Genomic DNA, 17,934 nt, shown 5'->3' on the forward strand with positions numbered 1-17,934 from the left:
TAGGGAAAGCCAGCATATAGCGGCATTTTGCGGGTAGGAGAGGCTTCCATGGAACCCATTGCTTTCATCGATACGGAAATCGAACCGAAAACCGGAAGAATCGCGGATATTGGCGGCCTTTTAGAGAGCGGGCGAACCTTCCACTCCTCGTCGATCTCCGACTTTGTTTCTTTTTTGCGGGGTTCCCGCTTTATATGTGGACATAATTTGCTTAATCACGACTTGAACTATATCCGGCATGCCGTTCAGGCTGCGGGGATTGATTCGTGCCGAGTGATTGATACGCTGCACCTGTCTGCTTTATTGTTCCCCTCCAAGCCGTATCATCGGCTGGTCAAGGACGATAAGCTGCAAACGGAAGAGCTGAACAACCCGTTAAATGATGCGATTCAAGCCAAAGAGCTTTTTTTTGACGAAATTACTGCTTTTCGCAAAACTCCACCCGCTTTGCAGCTTATTTTCTATTCCCTTTTGCACGATCAAAAGGAGTTTGCCGCGTTCTTCCAATATCTTGGATACGCTGGCCAGCCCGTGAATCCGTCTGAAGCGATCCGCCGCGAGTTTCACTTGCGGATTTGCGACCACGTCGATCTTGCACATCTAATCCAACACAATCCTATCGAGCTGGCCTACTGTCTGGCTTTGATATACGCCGGTCATAAGACTTCCATCACGCCGCCGTGGATTGTCAAGAGTTTTCCGGCTGTACAGGGAACTATGTATTTGCTTAGGGGCAAGCCCTGCTATCGGGCCTGTGTCTATTGCGAGGCGCAGTTAGACAGCCGCAAAGGGCTCAAGCGCTTGTTCGGACATGATAACTATCGAAGCTATGCGGGTCAACCCCTGCAAGAAGATGCGGTTAATGCCGCGATCGCCGGTAAATCCTTGCTGGCCGTATTCCCTACCGGGGGCGGCAAATCAATTACCTTTCAAGTGCCTGCGTTGATGAGCGGGGAAAGCGTAAGAGGGCTGACTGTGGTCATTTCTCCCTTGCAGTCGCTGATGAAGGATCAAGTAGACAATTTGGAGAAGCAAGGAATAACCGAGGCGGTTACCGTTAATGGTTTATTAGATCCTATCGAACGAGCGAAATCCCTGGAACGGGTCGAGAACGGCTCCGCCTCCATTTTATATATCGCGCCGGAATCTTTGCGATCCAAAACGATCGAACGTTTGCTGCTCGGAAGGAACGTTGTCCGGTTCGTCATTGACGAAGCCCACTGTTTTTCTTCATGGGGACAGGACTTCCGGGTCGATTATTTGTATATTGGCGACTTCATTAAATCCCTCCAGGACAAGAAAAATCTCGCCGACGGGATTCCGGTATCCTGCTTTACCGCAACAGCCAAGAGGAAAGTCATCGAGGACATCCAGACGTATTTCAGGGATAAGCTTTCCATCGAGATGAGCCTCTTCAGCTCCAGCGCAACCCGAACCAATCTTCATTATCAAGTGTTCGAGCGGGCTACGGACGAAGAAAAGTACAATACCGTTCGGGAATTGCTGGAATGCAAACCATGTCCCACGATTGTCTACGTCTCCCGCACGAAACGAGCGGATGAATTAGCCATGCGGCTGTCCAAAGACGGCTATCCGGCCAAATCCTATCACGGCAAAATGGAAAAACACGTGAAAACGTCGCATCAGGACGCGTTCATGAAGGGCGACGTTCAAATCATGGTTGCTACGTCCGCCTTTGGCATGGGCGTTGACAAGAAGGACGTAGGCATGGTTATTCACTACGATATATCGGATTCTCTGGAAAACTACGTTCAGGAGGCCGGTAGAGCAGGGCGAGATGAAGCGATATCTGCCGATTGCTATGTGTTGTTTAATGATGAAGACCTGAACAGGCATTTTATTCTGTTGAATCAGACGAAGCTGAGCATTCAGGAAATTCAGCAAATCTGGAAGGCCGTCAAGGAGGTTACCCGGCTGCGCGCGACCGTGTCTCAATCGGCATTGGAGCTGGCCCGAAGAGCGGGCTGGGATGACGGGATTCTCGACATTCAAACGAAAGTCACGACGGCGGTCTCTGCGCTGGAGGAAGCGGGATATTTAAAGCGGGGGCAGAATATGCCTCGGGTGTACGCCACCAGTATTCTCGCCAAAAACGCAATGGAGGCTATCGAGCAGATTCACCGCTCCGGCAAATTTGATGAAAAACAAAAGACGAATGCTTCGCGGATCATCCGCAAGCTGTTTTCCAGCAAAAGCAGAAAGCATGTAAGCAATGAAGCGGCGGAATCGAGAATCGATTACATCGCCGACCATTTGGCGATTCCCAAGGAAGAGGTCATCCAACTGATTACGCTGATGCGCGAAATCAAGGTTCTGGCTGACGCCAAGGATTTAACGGCTTTTATTAAGAAAAGGGAGCACGTCAACCGTTCACTCGGTATCTTGAAGACGTATGTCCATGTCGAACGTTTCCTGCTCGCTGAAGTAGATATGGAGGAACAAATCCTGCATATCAAAGAATTAAATGAAAAGGCGGAGCATGCCGGCTGCCAGGAGGCTTCACCTGCCAAATTGAAAACCATCTTCAACATTTGGGCGGTGAAAAACTGGATAAAAAGGCGGACAGTAGATTTCAATAAGCATCATATCGCGATTCAGGCTCTTTACGGGCAGGAGCAGATGAAGGAAAAGCTGGAGAAGCGCCATGAGCTGGCGACTTTTATTGTGGAGTATCTTTATGAGAAAAGTAACTCCGAGTCTTCGGACGACGATAAGCCGCGTGAGGAAGATCTGGTCGAATTCTCCGTACTGGAACTGAAAGAAGCGTTTGAAAGCCGCCAAATCTTGTTTCAAGTCAGGATTGCCGCAGAGGAGATTGAAGACGCGCTTTTCTACCTGTCCAGGATTGAAGCTTTGAAAATAGAAGGCGGCTTTATGGTTGTCTATAATGCTTTGACCATCGAGCGCATTGAACAGGACAATAAACGTCGATATAAGGTTGAGGACTATCAAAAGCTGAATCAGTATTACGAGAGCAAAGTGCAGCAGATCCACATTGTGGGGGAATACGCTAAGCAGATGATCGCCGATTATCAGGCGGCCCTGCAGTTTGTAGAAGATTATTTTCAGCTCAATTACTCGTCGTTTCTGAATAAGTATTTCAAAGGTAGTCGACAAAATGAGATCAAGCGCAATATTACGCCGGCGAAATTTCGCCAGCTGTTCGGCGAGCTGTCTCCCGTCCAATTAAAGATTATTAACGATAATGCGTCTAAACATATGGTCGTAGCTGCCGGGCCCGGAAGCGGCAAGACGCGGATTCTGGTCCACAAACTTGCTTCCCTGTTGTTAATAGAGGACGTGAAGCATGAACAATTGCTGATGTTGACGTTCTCCAGAGCGGCGGCTACCGAATTCAAGATGAGACTTCAGCGGCTGATCGGGAATGCGGCTCATTTTATCGAAATTAAAACCTTCCATTCGTATTGTTTTGATCTGCTCGGTAAAATGGGGACGATCGAGAAATCGGATGAAATCATTAAAGAGACGCTGAAGCGGATCGAGTCGGGGGAAGTCGAGGCGGCCAGGTTGACCAAAACCGTGCTTGTGATTGACGAAGCTCAGGATATGAATACCCAGGAGTACGCCCTTGTCTCTCTGCTGATGGAAATGAACGAAGAGATGCGTGTTATTGCGGTTGGCGACGACGATCAGAATGTATACGAATTTCGCGGTTCGAGCGCCAAACACATGAAGAGCTTGAGCGGTCACCCATTAGCGGTAAAGTACGAGCTGCTGGAAAATTACAGAAGTAAGCGCAATCTTGTAGATTTTGCTAATCAGTTTGCAGGGACAATTACGGATCGATTGAAGGAGACGCCAGCTATTGCGGTTCAGGGGGATTCCGGTCAAATCAAGCTGATTCGGCACAGCGGCGGGAATTTGATTGCTCCGTTGGTGGAAAGCATACTGGCCGGGGAGCTGCGAGGGACGACTTGCGTACTGACCCGGACCAATGACGACGCCTCCCTCTTGGCAGGGCTTCTGGTGAAGCACGGTATGCAAGCCAAGCTTATCCAGTCCAATGATGGATTCAACCTGTATAATCTCAGCGAGGTCCGCTTCTTCGTAGAGCAGCTTCATCTGACAGAGGACATGTATACGATCGGTGAGGAGGATTGGAGGGCGGCGGAACGCGCGCTTGTCCAAAAGCATAAGAGAAGCCCGAATGTGGAGATCGTCTTGAACCTGCTGCGGGATTTCGAACAGGCGAATCCCCGGAATAAATACAAATCCGATTTGGATATCTTTATCCGGGAATCCAGGCTGGAAGATTTCATTCGGGGGAATACGGATACCATTATCGTATCCACGATACATAAGGCCAAGGGCCGCGAGTTTGACCATGTGTTTCTCATGCTGGATCAATTTTCGCTGCGTACAGACGAGGAGAAACGGCAGGTTTATGTGGCCATTACCCGGGCGAAAAGCAGCTTGACCATTCACTGCAGCGGTCCGGTTTTCGATTTCATTCAAACGGATGGCTTGCTGGCGCAGAAGGACGATCGAATACGTCTACGGCCTGACAAGCTGGTGATCCAGCTGATGCTGCAGGACGTATGGCTGGATTTTTTTCTTAGCTGTCAGGAGGCGGTCAAGCAATTGAATAGCGGTGATCAGCTTGCGGTAGATGGGGAATGCTGCCGCAACGCCAAGGGTGTCGCGATCATTCGCTTCTCCAAGCAGATGAAAGGGAAAATCGAACGGCTTCGAAGAGATCGCTACCAGCCGATGAGCGCAAGGATTAAATACATCGTGTACTGGTACAAAGAAGCTCAGGATAAAGAAATTTTGATTGCCCTGCCGGAGCTGCATGTTGAACGTGCCGTGTTGACGCAGTTGCCGAACACTTAGAAATTACGACCTATCAAGGAGGTACTTATGCCGGTTTTCAACGACCTGCAGTTCCAGCCTGCCAGCCGGTTTGATCCGCTTGACTGTGCGCAGGAGGGCAACAAAAATATCCGCTTCGCCGATGTCATGATTGACGGTCGTTCGCTTTACGGCATGCTGCGCAAGCATGATCTCGTGCCGATTTTTGGCTGGGGCGGCCGGGAGCGGCAGTTGGAGACGCTTGATTTTTTTTTGCTCCGAAAACCGCATGAGAGCTTGTTTTACCGATATCCTCTGCTGGTTTGTCCTTGGTGCGGGGACGAGGGGTGCGGCTTTATCTCGGTCAAGGTGGACCGGGAAGGGGAGCGGGTGATCTGGAAGGATTTTTATGCCGAGCATCAGCGATTGAGCATCCCGCTTGGCCCTTTTGTTTTTTCGTGGGCACTGTATGAGCAGGCGATCCTTTCAACGTTCGAGATGTTCGGGGAGCAGTAGTGCCATACACCTTCCAGATATCATTCTGGAGGGTGTATTTTTGGAACGCCTGAGACGAATGATGAAAGGAAGGAAATCGTAAAGAGATCATTGACAGCTGTCCGCATTGTTCAAAATCGCGGGCCCGGCCGGTCTTTTGTATGCTGGTAAATACGTTTTCTTGTCCCATTTTCTGTGCTATAGTAACTAGGAAGACAGCTCCTGTTTGTAACCAAATCCATTTTGGGCTGCATGGAAAGGAAGTTGCTGTACCGATGAATACCATCCAACTGAACGCTTTAATTCCCGGACAGGCATACACGTTTGACGACCTCGATGTCAATCGCTTTCACTATAAACGGATGACGATTGTCAGACAGATCAACCATCTGGTATTCCAGATGAACGATTACCACTACGGTTCTCAGGAACCGACGCCTTACGCGGTGAAGCTCGATCTGTTTCAGCATACGAGTTCCTTGCCGACGGCCAATTCGATTCTCAAGGAATACGGAGGCATGGACCCGGAGGAGATTCCGGTGGACGAATGGCTGGTGCAATATCTCGACGTTGTGCACCATCGCTACTTTACGCGGCAAGGCATCGTCGGCACGGCGACGTCGGCAGGCATTGAGCTGGATGTGGAACGAAAATATTATCCGCTCAGCCATCCGCAAAAGCGCGTCTGGTATACGGAGAAGATTTTTCCGGATACGTCGCTGTTTAATATTGGCGGTACGGTCCGCATATACGAGCATTGGGACGCGGAGCTTTTAAAGCAAGCTATTCAGCTGTTTATCCGTCGGCATGATGCGATTCGGATTCAATACGCGGAGCAACAGTCCGACGTACACCAATATGTGGTTGATGACGTAGCCGAGATTGAAGTTAAGTCTTTCCCATCCGAAACAACGTTTCAGCAATGGGCGGAGAAGGCGTTCAGAACGCCGTTCCAGCTTGCCGATCAGCCGCTGTATCAATTTACCGTTTTTCAAGTGGAGCAATCGTGCGGGTATTTAGTGCGTTATCATCACTCCATTTGTGATGGCTGGTCGATTCAATTAATGATTGACCAAATTTACGACTTGTACCGGAATTTGGCTGCAGGGGAAGCGATTGCTCATGAAGCAGGGCCTTCCTATCTGAAGATTCTCCGGAAGGAAAAGCAATATTTCGAATCGGACCGCTTGGAAACCGATAAAGCGTTTTGGAGCGAATATTTGAAACATCCTCCCATTGCCTTTTTGAAGCAAGAGCTTCATGACCTGAGCGGAGATCGCAAAAGGTTCTATTTGGATGAAGCGCGGTCGCAAGCGTTGAAAGCATGCTCTCAGGATATGAAGGTATCGCTGAATACGATGTTTACTGCATTTATGTCTGTATATTTGTTCAAGTTATCGGGGTTTGACGATATTCTTTTGAATGTGCCGGTGCTGGGACGTTCCGGACAAGTGGAGAAAGCGACGTTCGGTATGAGCACCTCGAGCATGTTGTTCCGTTCTCAGCTGCAAATGGAGCAAAGCTTGATGGATGTCATCAAGCAAACGAACGAACGCTTGCGCCAATGTATGAAGCATCAACGCTATCCGTACGATTTGTTGATCAAGGATCTGGGTCTCCATCAATCGGCGCACACGAATCCTTTGAAATATGCCATTAATTATTACAATACTTCGTTTAATAACGATTCGGAAACGATTGAGTATTACTCGGGCTATCAGTTAAACGCCCTGCAGCTGGCGATCAAAGAGTGGAATCAATTCGAGCTGCAAATGGATTATCGGTTGGAAGATTTCAGTCATGCAGATATCGAACGCTTATATAGCTATTTGGTTTACGTTATCGATCAAACGATTCTCGCGCCGCATCAAACGTTGCAGGAATTGCTTGAAGGAAGACCCGTATGAAAAAATGGGTTTTAACGATGTTATGTTTGTGGCTGCTTGCATCGACTCATGCTGCTCTGATCGTATCCGCTCAAGCGGAAGCGAGCGAGGGAGGCTGGCAATACCGCTGGGGCGACTCCCCGCTGGACGACAGCGGTCTGCCCATTTGGACGGACGCGGCAGCGAACGGAGACAAGGATTGGACAACATTGTCCAATATCAATGACATCGGCAAGAAGCAGTCGAACAGCATCTGGTACCGATTCAATCTGGACAACATTCACTGCGACGAAATTTGCTCGATCAAAATCAGCCGGATTTTTCAAAATTATGAGGTGTATGTCAATCGTAAGTTGATTTATCAATTTGGCGAGATGGATAATCCGGACCAGGTCATGATTCAAGGCCGGACGCTCAATCAGATCAGCTTCCCTAAAGATCAGAAGGGTTATGTATACTATCGAATCCATTCCGGCATTGCGCGAATCGGTCTCGAAGGAAAAGTGATTCTCGGCGAGCAAGACGATGTGATGATGCATACCGTCAAGTCCAGTATATTGTCTGGCATTCTTACGGTTCTTTCGGTTGTAGTCGGCATCATTCTGCTGATTTTCTCCGCATTAAACAAGCAGCGGCTGATGCTCGTCTCGGGTTTGTTTATTTTATTGATGGGGATTTATACCTTCCTGCTTTCGGATGTTAAATATTTGCTGTTTCCCCATCACGATCTTTTGTTCTATCAGCTGAAGATACTGGAAGAATATATACTGTCGACGTTGATCAGTCTGACCTACCAAAGTTTGTGGGGGAAGGGCTACAAGGGGATTAATCGGTGGGTGTCCGTCATTTTTGCCATCGAATTGATGGTGTATTTTGTTTATTCGCTCATCAATCTGACGGCAGCGCAAACGTTGTTTACCTATTTTAATATTTCTGTAGTTCTATCTTCTACCTATTTCTTTATCAATGCGTTGATTAAATATGTAAAGCATCGTAACTATGAAACGACCATGCTGGTTTTTGCTACCTTCAGCGTCGTGATTACATGCGCGCATGATGCACTCCGGGCCGTGCTTTTATTTAAAACGAATCAAATTATCCCTTGGGGACTTTCTACTTTCATGGTCTTTTTATGTGCCATTTTTGTAAAAAGATTTTATGATGTGCATGTTGAATTGCAGCATTCGAACAAGAGGCTGGACGAGCTTCATAGTCAGAAGGACCAGATCTTCGCCAATACGTCGCACGAATTGCGTACGCCGCTGACGGGCATTATCGGTTTAGCTGAAAGCTTGATGAGCGATGCCAACGCCAATATGAAAACGAGTCTGGAAATTATTGTTTCCAGCGGCCGGCGGCTGTCGAAGCTGATTAACGATATTCTCGATGTCTCCAGCATCAAGAATAAAACGGTCGAATTGTGGCTGAAGCCGGTGAACGTGTATGCTACTGCAGAGACGGTTATTGCTTTGTCGCAGCCGTTGATCGGTAATCGCATGGTCGATATCTCCAATAAGATCGGACCGCTGACGGTGCTTGCCGATGAAGACCGGCTGCAGCAAATTTTTCATAATCTGCTATCGAATGCGATTAAATTCACCGAGCAGGGCTGCATTGAGCTAAGCTCGTTCCTGGAGAGCGACAAGGTGGTCATTTCGGTCAAGGATACGGGTATTGGTATTCCGCAGGACAAGCTATCGGTGATCTTCAATCCGTTTGAACAGGTCGACGGCTCGCTGGCGCGGAAATATGGCGGCACAGGACTGGGGCTGCATGTTACCAAACAGCTGGTAGAGCTGCATGGCGGAACCTTGACGGTTGAATCGCAGTTGGGGCAATACACCGCATTTTCGTTTAATTTGCCGCTATTCGATCAAGAGGTTGCGGCGTCCTTGTCGACTGATAGCACAGCGCAGTTCCATCAGCTGTATCCTTCTCCAATCGACGCCAGCCTCGTCCGAACGACAGGCAAGGTCAATATTCTTGTTGTTGACGATGAAGTCGTAAATCTGCAGGTTTTGTACAATTTGCTTACGCCCAATTACGGGGTTACGGTAGCTCATGACGGTAAGCAGGCGCTGGAATGGGTGAAGCAGGAGGAGTTTGACCTGATTGTGCTCGATGTCATGATGCCCGGCCTGACCGGCTTTGACGTCTGCGGGGCCATCCGCGAGTCCTATTCACAGCTGGCGCTGCCGGTGATTCTGATTTCGGCGTACAGCACCTCCGAGCATATTGCCAACGGCTTCAAGCAGGGCGCGAACGAATACATCACCAAACCGTTCATCAAGCAGGAAATTTTAACGCGGATCGACGCGCAGTTGAAGCTGAAATTCGTAAATGAAGCTAAAAATATTTTGAGCGAAAAGGAAAAGGAAGTGCTGCGAATGTTCGAAACGGGTAAGGAGCGCAGTGCCATTCGTGAAGCCTTGTTCATTAGTGAAAGTACGTTAAAAAATCATATTACGAAAATCAATAAAAAGCTGGGCACGAAAACGATCCAGGAAGCCGCAGACCAAGCACGGAAGGAGAAAATGATATAAGGTATGTGCGTATGAGCCAGTGGAGCATCCGGTAGATGTCGGAAGGAAGCTGTTCTGCGCAGGGAGAAGGGGAAGCCGAAGGGGGCTTCCCTTTTTGTGTGCGGCGAATAATTGCGTCATAACCTTCATTTTTTATGGATCGCTGTATTTTCTATTGTAGGGAAAAATAGGGATTTGTCGAATTTTAGGAAATAGGCTGTGAGCGAAGTGGGCAGAGGGCACTTGAAAATATCCTAATAACTATGAATTATTTGGAGGTTTTGCGCATGGGGCAATTCCATTGGGGCAGTATAAAGGAGGGATTTAGAGGGTTCGAGAATCTGGCTTATGAATATGTACAAAAAGAATTTGAAAATGCTTCAGGCTGGAATGCTACGCCTAAAACTCGTGATGGTAATAAAGACGCGTTCACCATTGTTGTCGGCTATCAACCTTATGTAGGTGCAAAAGAGGAATGGTGGATGGAAGCGAAATATTCGACAGAGTCCGAAAAACTTTCACGCTATAAACTTGATGCTACCATTGTGAGTGCAATTCTTCATGGGCACGTATCGAAAATTATATTTGTGACTAATATTTCGATCCATTCAAAAACGATGATCGATATCCGTAGAGCTCTTGAAAGCTCCACCAACTGTAAAGAAGTAACGTTTTGTACGAAAAGTACATTAGAATATTGGCTTTCCAAGAATAGTTCTATTTATAATAAGTATTTCGATGACCCAAGCGGTGGGCATTTCGAAATCAACGATTTATTTATACTTGAAGAGATTAAATTCTATTCGAGCATTGATAAACATGTAGCTTTCCGAGAAGCTTTGCAAGTATTGTATGAACAGAATACATACTCCGCTTTTTTTTCTGTTTTTAGCGCAGAAGAGCGCACTGTAAAAATAAGTATAGACAAACGGATGAAGTCTTTTTGCAAATGTAAGGCAAAAAAATTACATCTCAAAAAAGGCGAAAATACGGTACATATCGATATCTATGTGAAAGAACATTTTTCTCAAAATGGGAAGTTTATATCCGGTGTGCTGTTTCTTATTGAGAATGACCTGGAGGTTTTAATCAGGTCCGCCGTCAACGTTTTTCCCACAAACAACCTTCCTTTATACATTCATTCGCAGCATGTCATTGAGGAGGATATTCATCATTCAATAAAAGCATTTATGAAGAAACCCATGCTGAGGATTCATAGTCTATTCGGTGATTCCGGCATTGGAAAAACCTATTTGTTAAATAAAATTGTTCAAACAGATCAACTTAAGGAAAGGGACACGTTATACCTCTCCTTCTCTTCGGATTCTTTTAAAAATCGCAGAATGTTGTTGGACCTTGTCTTATTTATTTTATTTCCGTTTATGTCGCTAGGAACGACTGATAGAGAGTATTTGACGAAATTAATGAATACCGGGTACATGAATGATTTACTTATTGAGCTATTCGATAGTAAAGATGATCCTGATCGTTTAAGCATCGCCATGTGCAAATATTCCCCTGAGTTGCGTTTGCTGCCTAATATAACATCGATGAATAAAAGATTTATACTTATGGATGATTTACATAAGTTATTTGAATTTGAATATAGGTTCCTAACATTTTTTTTGCAAGAAATTTCACTGTTAAAATTCCCTATATTTTTCCTGCTATGTGGTCAGAAAACCTTCTTTATGTCCAAGGAATATCAAGAGTTGAAGGAATTTTATGTACTAACAGAGCATCCATATGAATTAGGAACAGCGGATCTTATTAGCTCGATTCAAGACCATATACAACTGCCAAGTAATATTGATGAAAATATTATCAACGCTTTATTTTTAAATACTTTTGTTTTTTTTAAGTTTATACAATATATAAAAGATTCCGGTAACACGTTAAGCAGCATCCATGAGTTTGTGTTCGCCTACAAAATGTTTCAAGAATCACGGGTCGTTGAACAATATATCATAGATTCTTTTAGGCGTGTGTTCAATCAAGATAGTTCTGTCAAAGAATGGTGCGATCAAATCTATCGCTCATCGAATGGACTTGATGCTGGAATAAATGCGGAGAAACTCCCGAAAGCGATTGATCTGCTCTTGCGAGAGCAGTTAATTCGCTTTAATTATGAGGGGCGTTTGGTTCCATTTCATGATATTTATGCAGATGTATACAAAAAATCCTTTGGATTATCCAGAAGCAATCTATCGATAGCTTATCCAAATAAATATGAGGAAATGCATAATAAAATATCTATTCATAGCAATATGGATGATCTGAAAACTACTGCGCAGCAGATTATTCAATTAAAAAATGAGGGCAAGTATTATTCCATTCTTTACATTCTAGAATCTGTTTTTATGACAGACAGCAGTAAACTAAAAGATCTGTTGGGCGATGTACTTTATTACAAGCTTTACTTTGTATACGCCTATGCTATGGCTAATCAAAGCAAAACGGTTTCCGGTCGACCTATTTTTGAAAAAATTTATCAGGAGACAAAAAATAATTTAAACTTTGAGGTGATGTATACCTGTACCGAAGCCATTTCTGAATTAGTGAATAGCAAATATGAATCGCTTGACTTTCAAGAAGCTGAAGAATTAGCTGAGGATCTGGAAAAAAAGATTGAACATTTAGTGAGGTTTCATTATCTGCAAGGGCATAAGTATCAGTCAAATAGTTATATTCTAGCGCAAGAGGTAAAGGTACTGATTCTTTCTGAGAAAAATGACAGCCAAGCAGAATTAGCATATAAGGCGCTGAATCATGCGTTGATCAAACAGGGTAAGGATAATGTAACAATTATGTTCAGATATGCACGTACACTATATGTAAGAGATGTGGAAAAAGCATTGGAGTTGCTTAAACAATGCTTAGAATCGATAGAACTACGTAAAAACAACAACCCTAAGTTAAAACAATTAATCACATTTGATTATTTGTTTTTGCAACTGATTATGTCTAATAATCTCTCTTCGATACAGGAGTTAATTGAACATCACGAAAAAATGAAAGAAAATGTATTTAATGATTTTAGAAAAGGGGTATTTGCGCTCTCCGCCTTATTTTATATGCATTTTGATATAGATAGAGGCAATAGTTATTTATTTTCAGATGTTACGGTGGGTAGAAAGTTCCGGCCCCGCCAAGAAGGTTTCTATTTGCAAAACCTGTCCTTGTATGAAATCATGACGGGAAACAAGGAAAAAGCTTTAGTCGCGTTAGAACAATCGCGTAAAGTTTTTTCGGGGTTAAAGGAGTATGTCACGATGATCGATCATAATATGGAAGTCATCCAAAATGGCAATTTTTCTTCTAATCAGATTCGTTTTTATACTGGAGGAACGATGCTGACAGATGTTTATTACATAGATTCGAGATGCTGCTGGTAATAGTCTCAGTATATGGTTGTGCTTTTCAAGTGGGGTTGGATGTGCTGACGCAATTTTTCTGCCGTAGCATATTCTAAATATTCTTCGAATTCGATTAATTCCTTAATGCGACTAAAAGAGTACCGCATATACGATTTTCTTTCTTCTTCATTGTGAACGTATTCAAACATTTGCCGAATAATCAAGTTGTAAAACTGCTCGCCAAATTTATAATAATTAAATTGATAGCGTTCATAGAGGTGATTTTCTTTCAAATACTTTCGAATTTGTAAAAACACTTCATAAAAATCATCAATGTGTTTTTGTGAGAATGATTGCACAATGGATCCAATTCGTTTGTAATGGTGATAGTACGTAGATGGAATACAGATCACTTTTTTTGCATTTAACATCATTTTAAATGAAAACAATAAGTCTTCATAATATACGTGTTCTAAAAAAAACAAGTTATGTTGTAAAATAAATTCTCTTTTATATATTTTATTTACAGAAGATGGGACGATATGAATGCCGTAGTCGTATTGTTTCGTCATGATTTTAAAAGCGGTTTCTCCATTTAAGGGGATAAGCGAATCATATTTACATTTATATACTTTTTCTTGCAGCTCAACATCATAGTTTCGAACAAGTCCACACGTACCTACGTCTGCTGATTCTTGTTCCATAAAATTGACGGCAGTCTCGTAAAAATTCAAGTCCAGCCAGTCATCGCTATCACAAAAACCTATATATGTACCAGTAGACAACGATAATCCCTTATTTCTTGCGCCTCCCGGACCTTTCTTCGAATCAAGCCGAATGAACTGAACTCTCTCATCCGTATAATATTTTTCAAGTATAGTTCTAGGGTCGTTGATTGAGCAATCGTCAACTACAATTATTTCCGTTTGCTTTATCGTTTGATGTACCAAAGAATCCAAGCATTTTTCGAGATGCTTTTCAGTATCGCTTACGATCACTATAATGCTTACTTTAACTTCTTGCCCCATGCGCAAAACCTCCAAATAATTCATAGTTATTAGGAGGTTTCAAAGCTTCAAATGATTACGAGGATTAAATCGATTGAGTACTTCCTTTTTCCTTTCCACGGATACTTCGGTATAGATTTGCGTGGTGCTTACGCTGGAATGGCCGAGAATTTCCTGAACGGCACGCAGGTCTGCGCCGTTATTCAACAAATGCGTAGCGAAGCTGTGCCGCAAAAAGTGGGGGGTGGAATTTTTGCTGATATTCGATAGATCCCTGTACGTTGCGTAAATGTCTTCAATTGAATAAATCGAAAGTCGTTCGCCATATTTATTGATAAAAAGCGCATTTGTTTTGGGCTGTAGATGGGGGCGTACCCGCAGCCACATCTGTATTTTCTCAACAACTTCATTGCTTGAAATATAAAGGATGCGTTCTTTCCTGCCCTTCCCCAAAATGACGATGGTTCTCTCTGTCAAATCCATATTCTCCAGATCGATGCCCACCAGCTCTCCGATTCGAATGCCAATCACGTAGAGCAGCTCGATAATCGCATTATTGCGAATACAAATCCATTTCCGGAACGAGGTGCGTAATCGTTTCATCTGTTCTTGTGGAGAGTTGAGCAGCTTTTCGACTTCGAGAACCGAAAGCACTTTCGGTATTCGCTTGGATTGCTTGAACTTTTTGCCGAATTCCGATAACGGTGAGGCGGTCAGTTCTTGCTTGTGGACCAGGAAATTAAAAAAAGCTTTGATTGAAATATATTTTCGTTTGATGGTGGTGTCTTTTAAGTTGTAGGTGAGCGACAATTCCTCCAGATATAATTGCAGATTTTCCATCGTGATGCTGGGAAGGGCACGTGCCTGGTACCAGGCGAGCACGCCGTTCAAATCGGAGCGATAGGCTTGAATCGATTTTAAAGAAAGATTGCGTTCCAGGTTTAAAAAGACTTCGTATTGCTTCATGCAGTTGGCGAATATCGTGACGGCAAGTTCCATGTGGCCTCCTGATATATAGGAAAGTAGTAGAATACTAAGACATTCATTATACTGGACATGTTACTTTTGCAAAACCTTCACTCTCTGTCAGTTTGCGGACGAGGGCTGCCCGCGGCATAACGGTCTGGCGGTGTCCATTTTTTCGTCCAACGATTGAGGCAAGCATGACGCGTCGTATGAGGATAGCTGCGCTGTGTCGCATCTTTTTACGAATCTTCTAGTAAATTTACAAAAAAAAGCGATGATTTCTATGCTATAATTCGGTTAATCAAGCAAGCCGTCGCTCATGATAGTATCGGAGCGGATCGGTTGCCGAATTCCATTTTTCAGGGAGCGCGTTGACTTATGCCAGGATTAAAGGAAATTGCCGAATTGGCGGGTGTTTCGGTTTCTACGGTGTCTAATGTGCTGAACGAGCGTAGCAATGTCGGTCCGGATACAAAAGATAAAATTCTAAAGATTTGTGCAGAGGTGGGCTACTTGCCGAATACGCTGCGCAAGAAGGCTAAGATGTCGCACTCAAAGACAGTCATGTTTATTTTCAGCGATTTCGATCGTCATTTTTACTTGAAGATTATTAACGGTATCAGCGATTGCCTGACGGAAAACGGTTATGATTTCATGATTTGCACGAACAAATCGAGCATTCATTTTATCGAAAACCGCTTGGCCTGCGGCATTATCAGTCTGGATAGCTCGATGACGGACGAGGACCTGCTGGCGATTGCCAAGCCGGATTTGCCAGTCGTACTGATGGACCGGATTATCGATCATCCGCGCGGATTCACGAAAAGCGTTATTGTCGACAATTACCCCATCATGTGCGAGATGGTTCAACAGCTTGTGAACAAAGGATTTCGTCGTTTCGGTTTTATGGGAGGCGTTGAGCATACGCTGGATACACAAGAGCGGTTTGCCGGATTGGAGGATACGCTCGCTCTCCATGATATTGTTTTTGACCGCAAATATTATTTTCATGGGAATTATCGCGAGGAAAGCGGCTATCAGGCCGCAAAAATCATGATTCTGGGCAACGATTTGCCGGAGGTGCTCGTCTGCGCCAACGATAATATGGCGATCGGGGCGATTCGTGCGTTTGCCGAGCATCGCCTGCGCGTCCCGGAGGACATCTCCGTCGTCGGCTTTGACGACAGCGCCGCTGCTGCGGCTGCCGGGTTGACGACCATTTCCGTACCGCGATACGAGAGCGGTTATTTGGCGGCCAAGAAGCTGATCGAAATGACGGAAGGTTCAGCGAGCAAGGAAGCGTTCAAGCTGAGCGCTGCCATTTGCTGGAGACAATCGGTGCGTGGCTGAAGGTACCCTCTTGGATTTCAAAAAGGACTTCATTTCTTCCTCCGGTTTCAGCCGTTTTGGCGCACATCCGGGAGGCAAGAAATCCGAAGTCCTTTTTGTCAGGCAAAAAAGCAAACAAGCCTGCGCCGAGGAGAATCAGCGCAGGCTTGCAGCGAAGGCGGAAATGATTGGAGAGTAAGACGGATTTGGCAGGGACTGTGCCAAGCGAGTTTGCTCAAACCGGCTTTACTGCCGACCCATCAGCCGCGAATCTTTGGGCAGCAGGAAGGCGCAGACGCCAAGCAGCGGCAGGAACGCGCACAGCCGGATCATCAGACTGACGCCTGTATGGTCGATCAGCCAGCCGAGCGCTACCGAGCCGAGTCCGGCCAGCCCGAAGGCCAGGCCAAAGAACAGACCGGCGATCATGCCGACGCGCCCTGGCAGCATCTCTTGGGCATAGACGATAATTACGGAGAAGCCCGACATCAGGATCATGCCAATCGCCAGACACAGCAGGACGGCAGTCGCCGGACCGGCGTAAGGCAGCAGCAGCGAAAACGGCGCGGTGCCGGCGATGGAGAACCAGATGATCGTCTTGCGCCCGAATTTGTCGGCGAGCGGACCGCCGAGCAAGGTACCGACCATGCCGGCGAATTGCAGCGCAAATAAGGCGAGCTGGGCGCGGGACAGCGGTAACCCGTATTTGTCCATGAAATAAAACGAGTAGTAGCCGGTCATGCTGGTCAAATACACAAATTTGGAGAACAGCAGCACGATCAAAATACTGACGACAAATCCGGTATATCCCCGCGAAAAGCCGGAGCCCGCGCTTACGGCAGCGCTGCGCGTCTGGGACTCGGCCCGGCGCGTCCGCGCACCGTACCAGCGGCTGACATAGGCTTGCACGGCGATGCCGACCACGGCCAGCAGGGTCAGCCAGAGAAAGCCGCTTTGCCCGCGTGGCAGGATCAGGAAGGCGACCAGCAGCGGGGACAATGTCTGCCCGAAGTTGCCGCCGACCTGAAAGATCGACTGTGCGAGTCCACGGCCCGAGCCGGCGGCCATGTGGGCGACGCGCGATGATTCGGGGTGCAGCACGGACGAGCCGATGCCGACGAGCGCCGCCGATACGATCAGGGCAAAGAGTCCGGGCGAAAGCGCCAGGCCGATCATGCCGAGCAGCGTAAACACCATGCCGAGCGGCAGCAGCAGCGGCATCGGGCGCCGATCGGAATAGTGACCGATCAGCGGCTGCAGCACGGAAGCGGTCACGTTGAGCGTAAAGGCGATCCAGCCGATCTGCGCAAAGCTCAGGTGCATGGATTCGCGGAAGATGGGGAAGGCCGCCGGGACGACGTTTTGCATTGCATCGTTGAGCAAATGCGCGAAGCTGACCCCGAGCAGCATAACGGTAGCTGCCGAGGCCGGATTTTTGACTGCGGCGGTTGTGTTCATGGGATCACCTCAATGGTTTTCCCCAGTTTACAGTATCCGCTGCATCGTGTCTTCGTGATTGTTGCTGAGATGAGGGAGCACT

Annotated in this window: 10 protein-coding genes; 7 read left to right on the forward strand and 3 right to left on the reverse strand. The window is 46.1% G+C overall.

All coding sequences use genetic code 11. The features are described 5' to 3' along the window. Positions 1–48: 48 nt before the first annotated feature. The 5 genes from B5M42_RS10320 to B5M42_RS10340 all read left to right on the forward strand — a co-directional run bounded on the left by B5M42_RS10320 (position 49) and on the right by B5M42_RS10340 (position 13,131). A complete protein-coding gene (locus tag B5M42_RS10320) occupies positions 49–4,875 on the forward strand; it encodes a RecQ family ATP-dependent DNA helicase (RefSeq protein WP_134752382.1) in 4,827 nt (1,608 codons plus the stop codon). Between the two features lie 27 nt (positions 4,876–4,902). Continuing rightward, positions 4,903–5,349 carry an oxidoreductase gene (locus B5M42_RS10325; RefSeq protein ID WP_134752384.1) on the forward strand — a complete coding sequence of 149 codons (447 nt, stop codon included), beginning with the start codon at positions 4,903–4,905 and terminating at the stop codon, positions 5,347–5,349. A gap of 254 nt (positions 5,350–5,603) precedes the next feature. Further along, complete coding sequence (locus B5M42_RS10330) at positions 5,604–7,235, forward strand: condensation domain-containing protein (RefSeq protein WP_167689835.1); 1,632 nt, start codon at positions 5,604–5,606, stop codon at positions 7,233–7,235. Next, complete coding sequence (locus B5M42_RS10335; protein WP_134752388.1) at positions 7,232–9,757, forward strand: ATP-binding protein; 2,526 nt, start codon at positions 7,232–7,234, stop codon at positions 9,755–9,757. Before B5M42_RS10330 ends, B5M42_RS10335 begins: the two co-directional genes overlap by 4 nt. Before the next feature lie 266 nt (positions 9,758–10,023). Beyond that, positions 10,024–13,131 (forward strand): ATP-binding protein, encoded by a 3,108-nt coding sequence (locus tag B5M42_RS10340; protein WP_134752390.1) that lies wholly within the window; start codon positions 10,024–10,026, stop codon positions 13,129–13,131. A gap of 5 nt (positions 13,132–13,136) precedes the next feature. Here the strand turns inward: B5M42_RS10340 and B5M42_RS10345 are convergent, their stop codons facing one another. Then, positions 13,137–14,120 carry a glycosyltransferase family 2 protein gene (locus tag B5M42_RS10345; protein WP_167689837.1) on the reverse strand — a complete coding sequence of 328 codons (984 nt, stop codon included), beginning with the start codon at positions 14,118–14,120 and terminating at the stop codon, positions 13,137–13,139. A 39-nt stretch (positions 14,121–14,159) separates the two neighbouring features. Beyond that, positions 14,160–15,098, reverse strand: coding sequence for a tyrosine-type recombinase/integrase (locus B5M42_RS10350; RefSeq protein ID WP_134752394.1), 939 nt, complete (start codon positions 15,096–15,098; stop codon positions 14,160–14,162). A gap of 345 nt (positions 15,099–15,443) precedes the next feature. Here B5M42_RS10350 and B5M42_RS10355 point away from each other — a divergent pair, with 345 nt between their 5' ends. Together B5M42_RS10355 and B5M42_RS10360 are read left to right on the forward strand one after the other, a co-directional pair. Further along, positions 15,444–16,415, forward strand: a complete 972-nt coding sequence (locus tag B5M42_RS10355; RefSeq protein WP_134752396.1) for a LacI family DNA-binding transcriptional regulator — start codon at positions 15,444–15,446, stop codon at positions 16,413–16,415. Beyond that, positions 16,408–16,593, forward strand: coding sequence for a hypothetical protein (locus B5M42_RS10360; protein ID WP_134752398.1), 186 nt, complete (start codon positions 16,408–16,410; stop codon positions 16,591–16,593). The genes B5M42_RS10355 and B5M42_RS10360 overlap by 8 nt, the downstream gene beginning before the upstream one ends. 47 nt (positions 16,594–16,640) lie before the next feature. Here the strand turns inward: B5M42_RS10360 and B5M42_RS10365 are convergent, their stop codons facing one another. Next, complete coding sequence (locus tag B5M42_RS10365) at positions 16,641–17,852, reverse strand: MFS transporter (protein WP_134752400.1); 1,212 nt, start codon at positions 17,850–17,852, stop codon at positions 16,641–16,643. Positions 17,853–17,934 lie beyond the last annotated feature (82 nt).

This window comes from Paenibacillus athensensis, assembly GCF_004514475.2.
GTDB lineage: Bacteria > Bacillota > Bacilli > Paenibacillales > NBRC-103111 > Paenibacillus_AL > Paenibacillus_AL athensensis.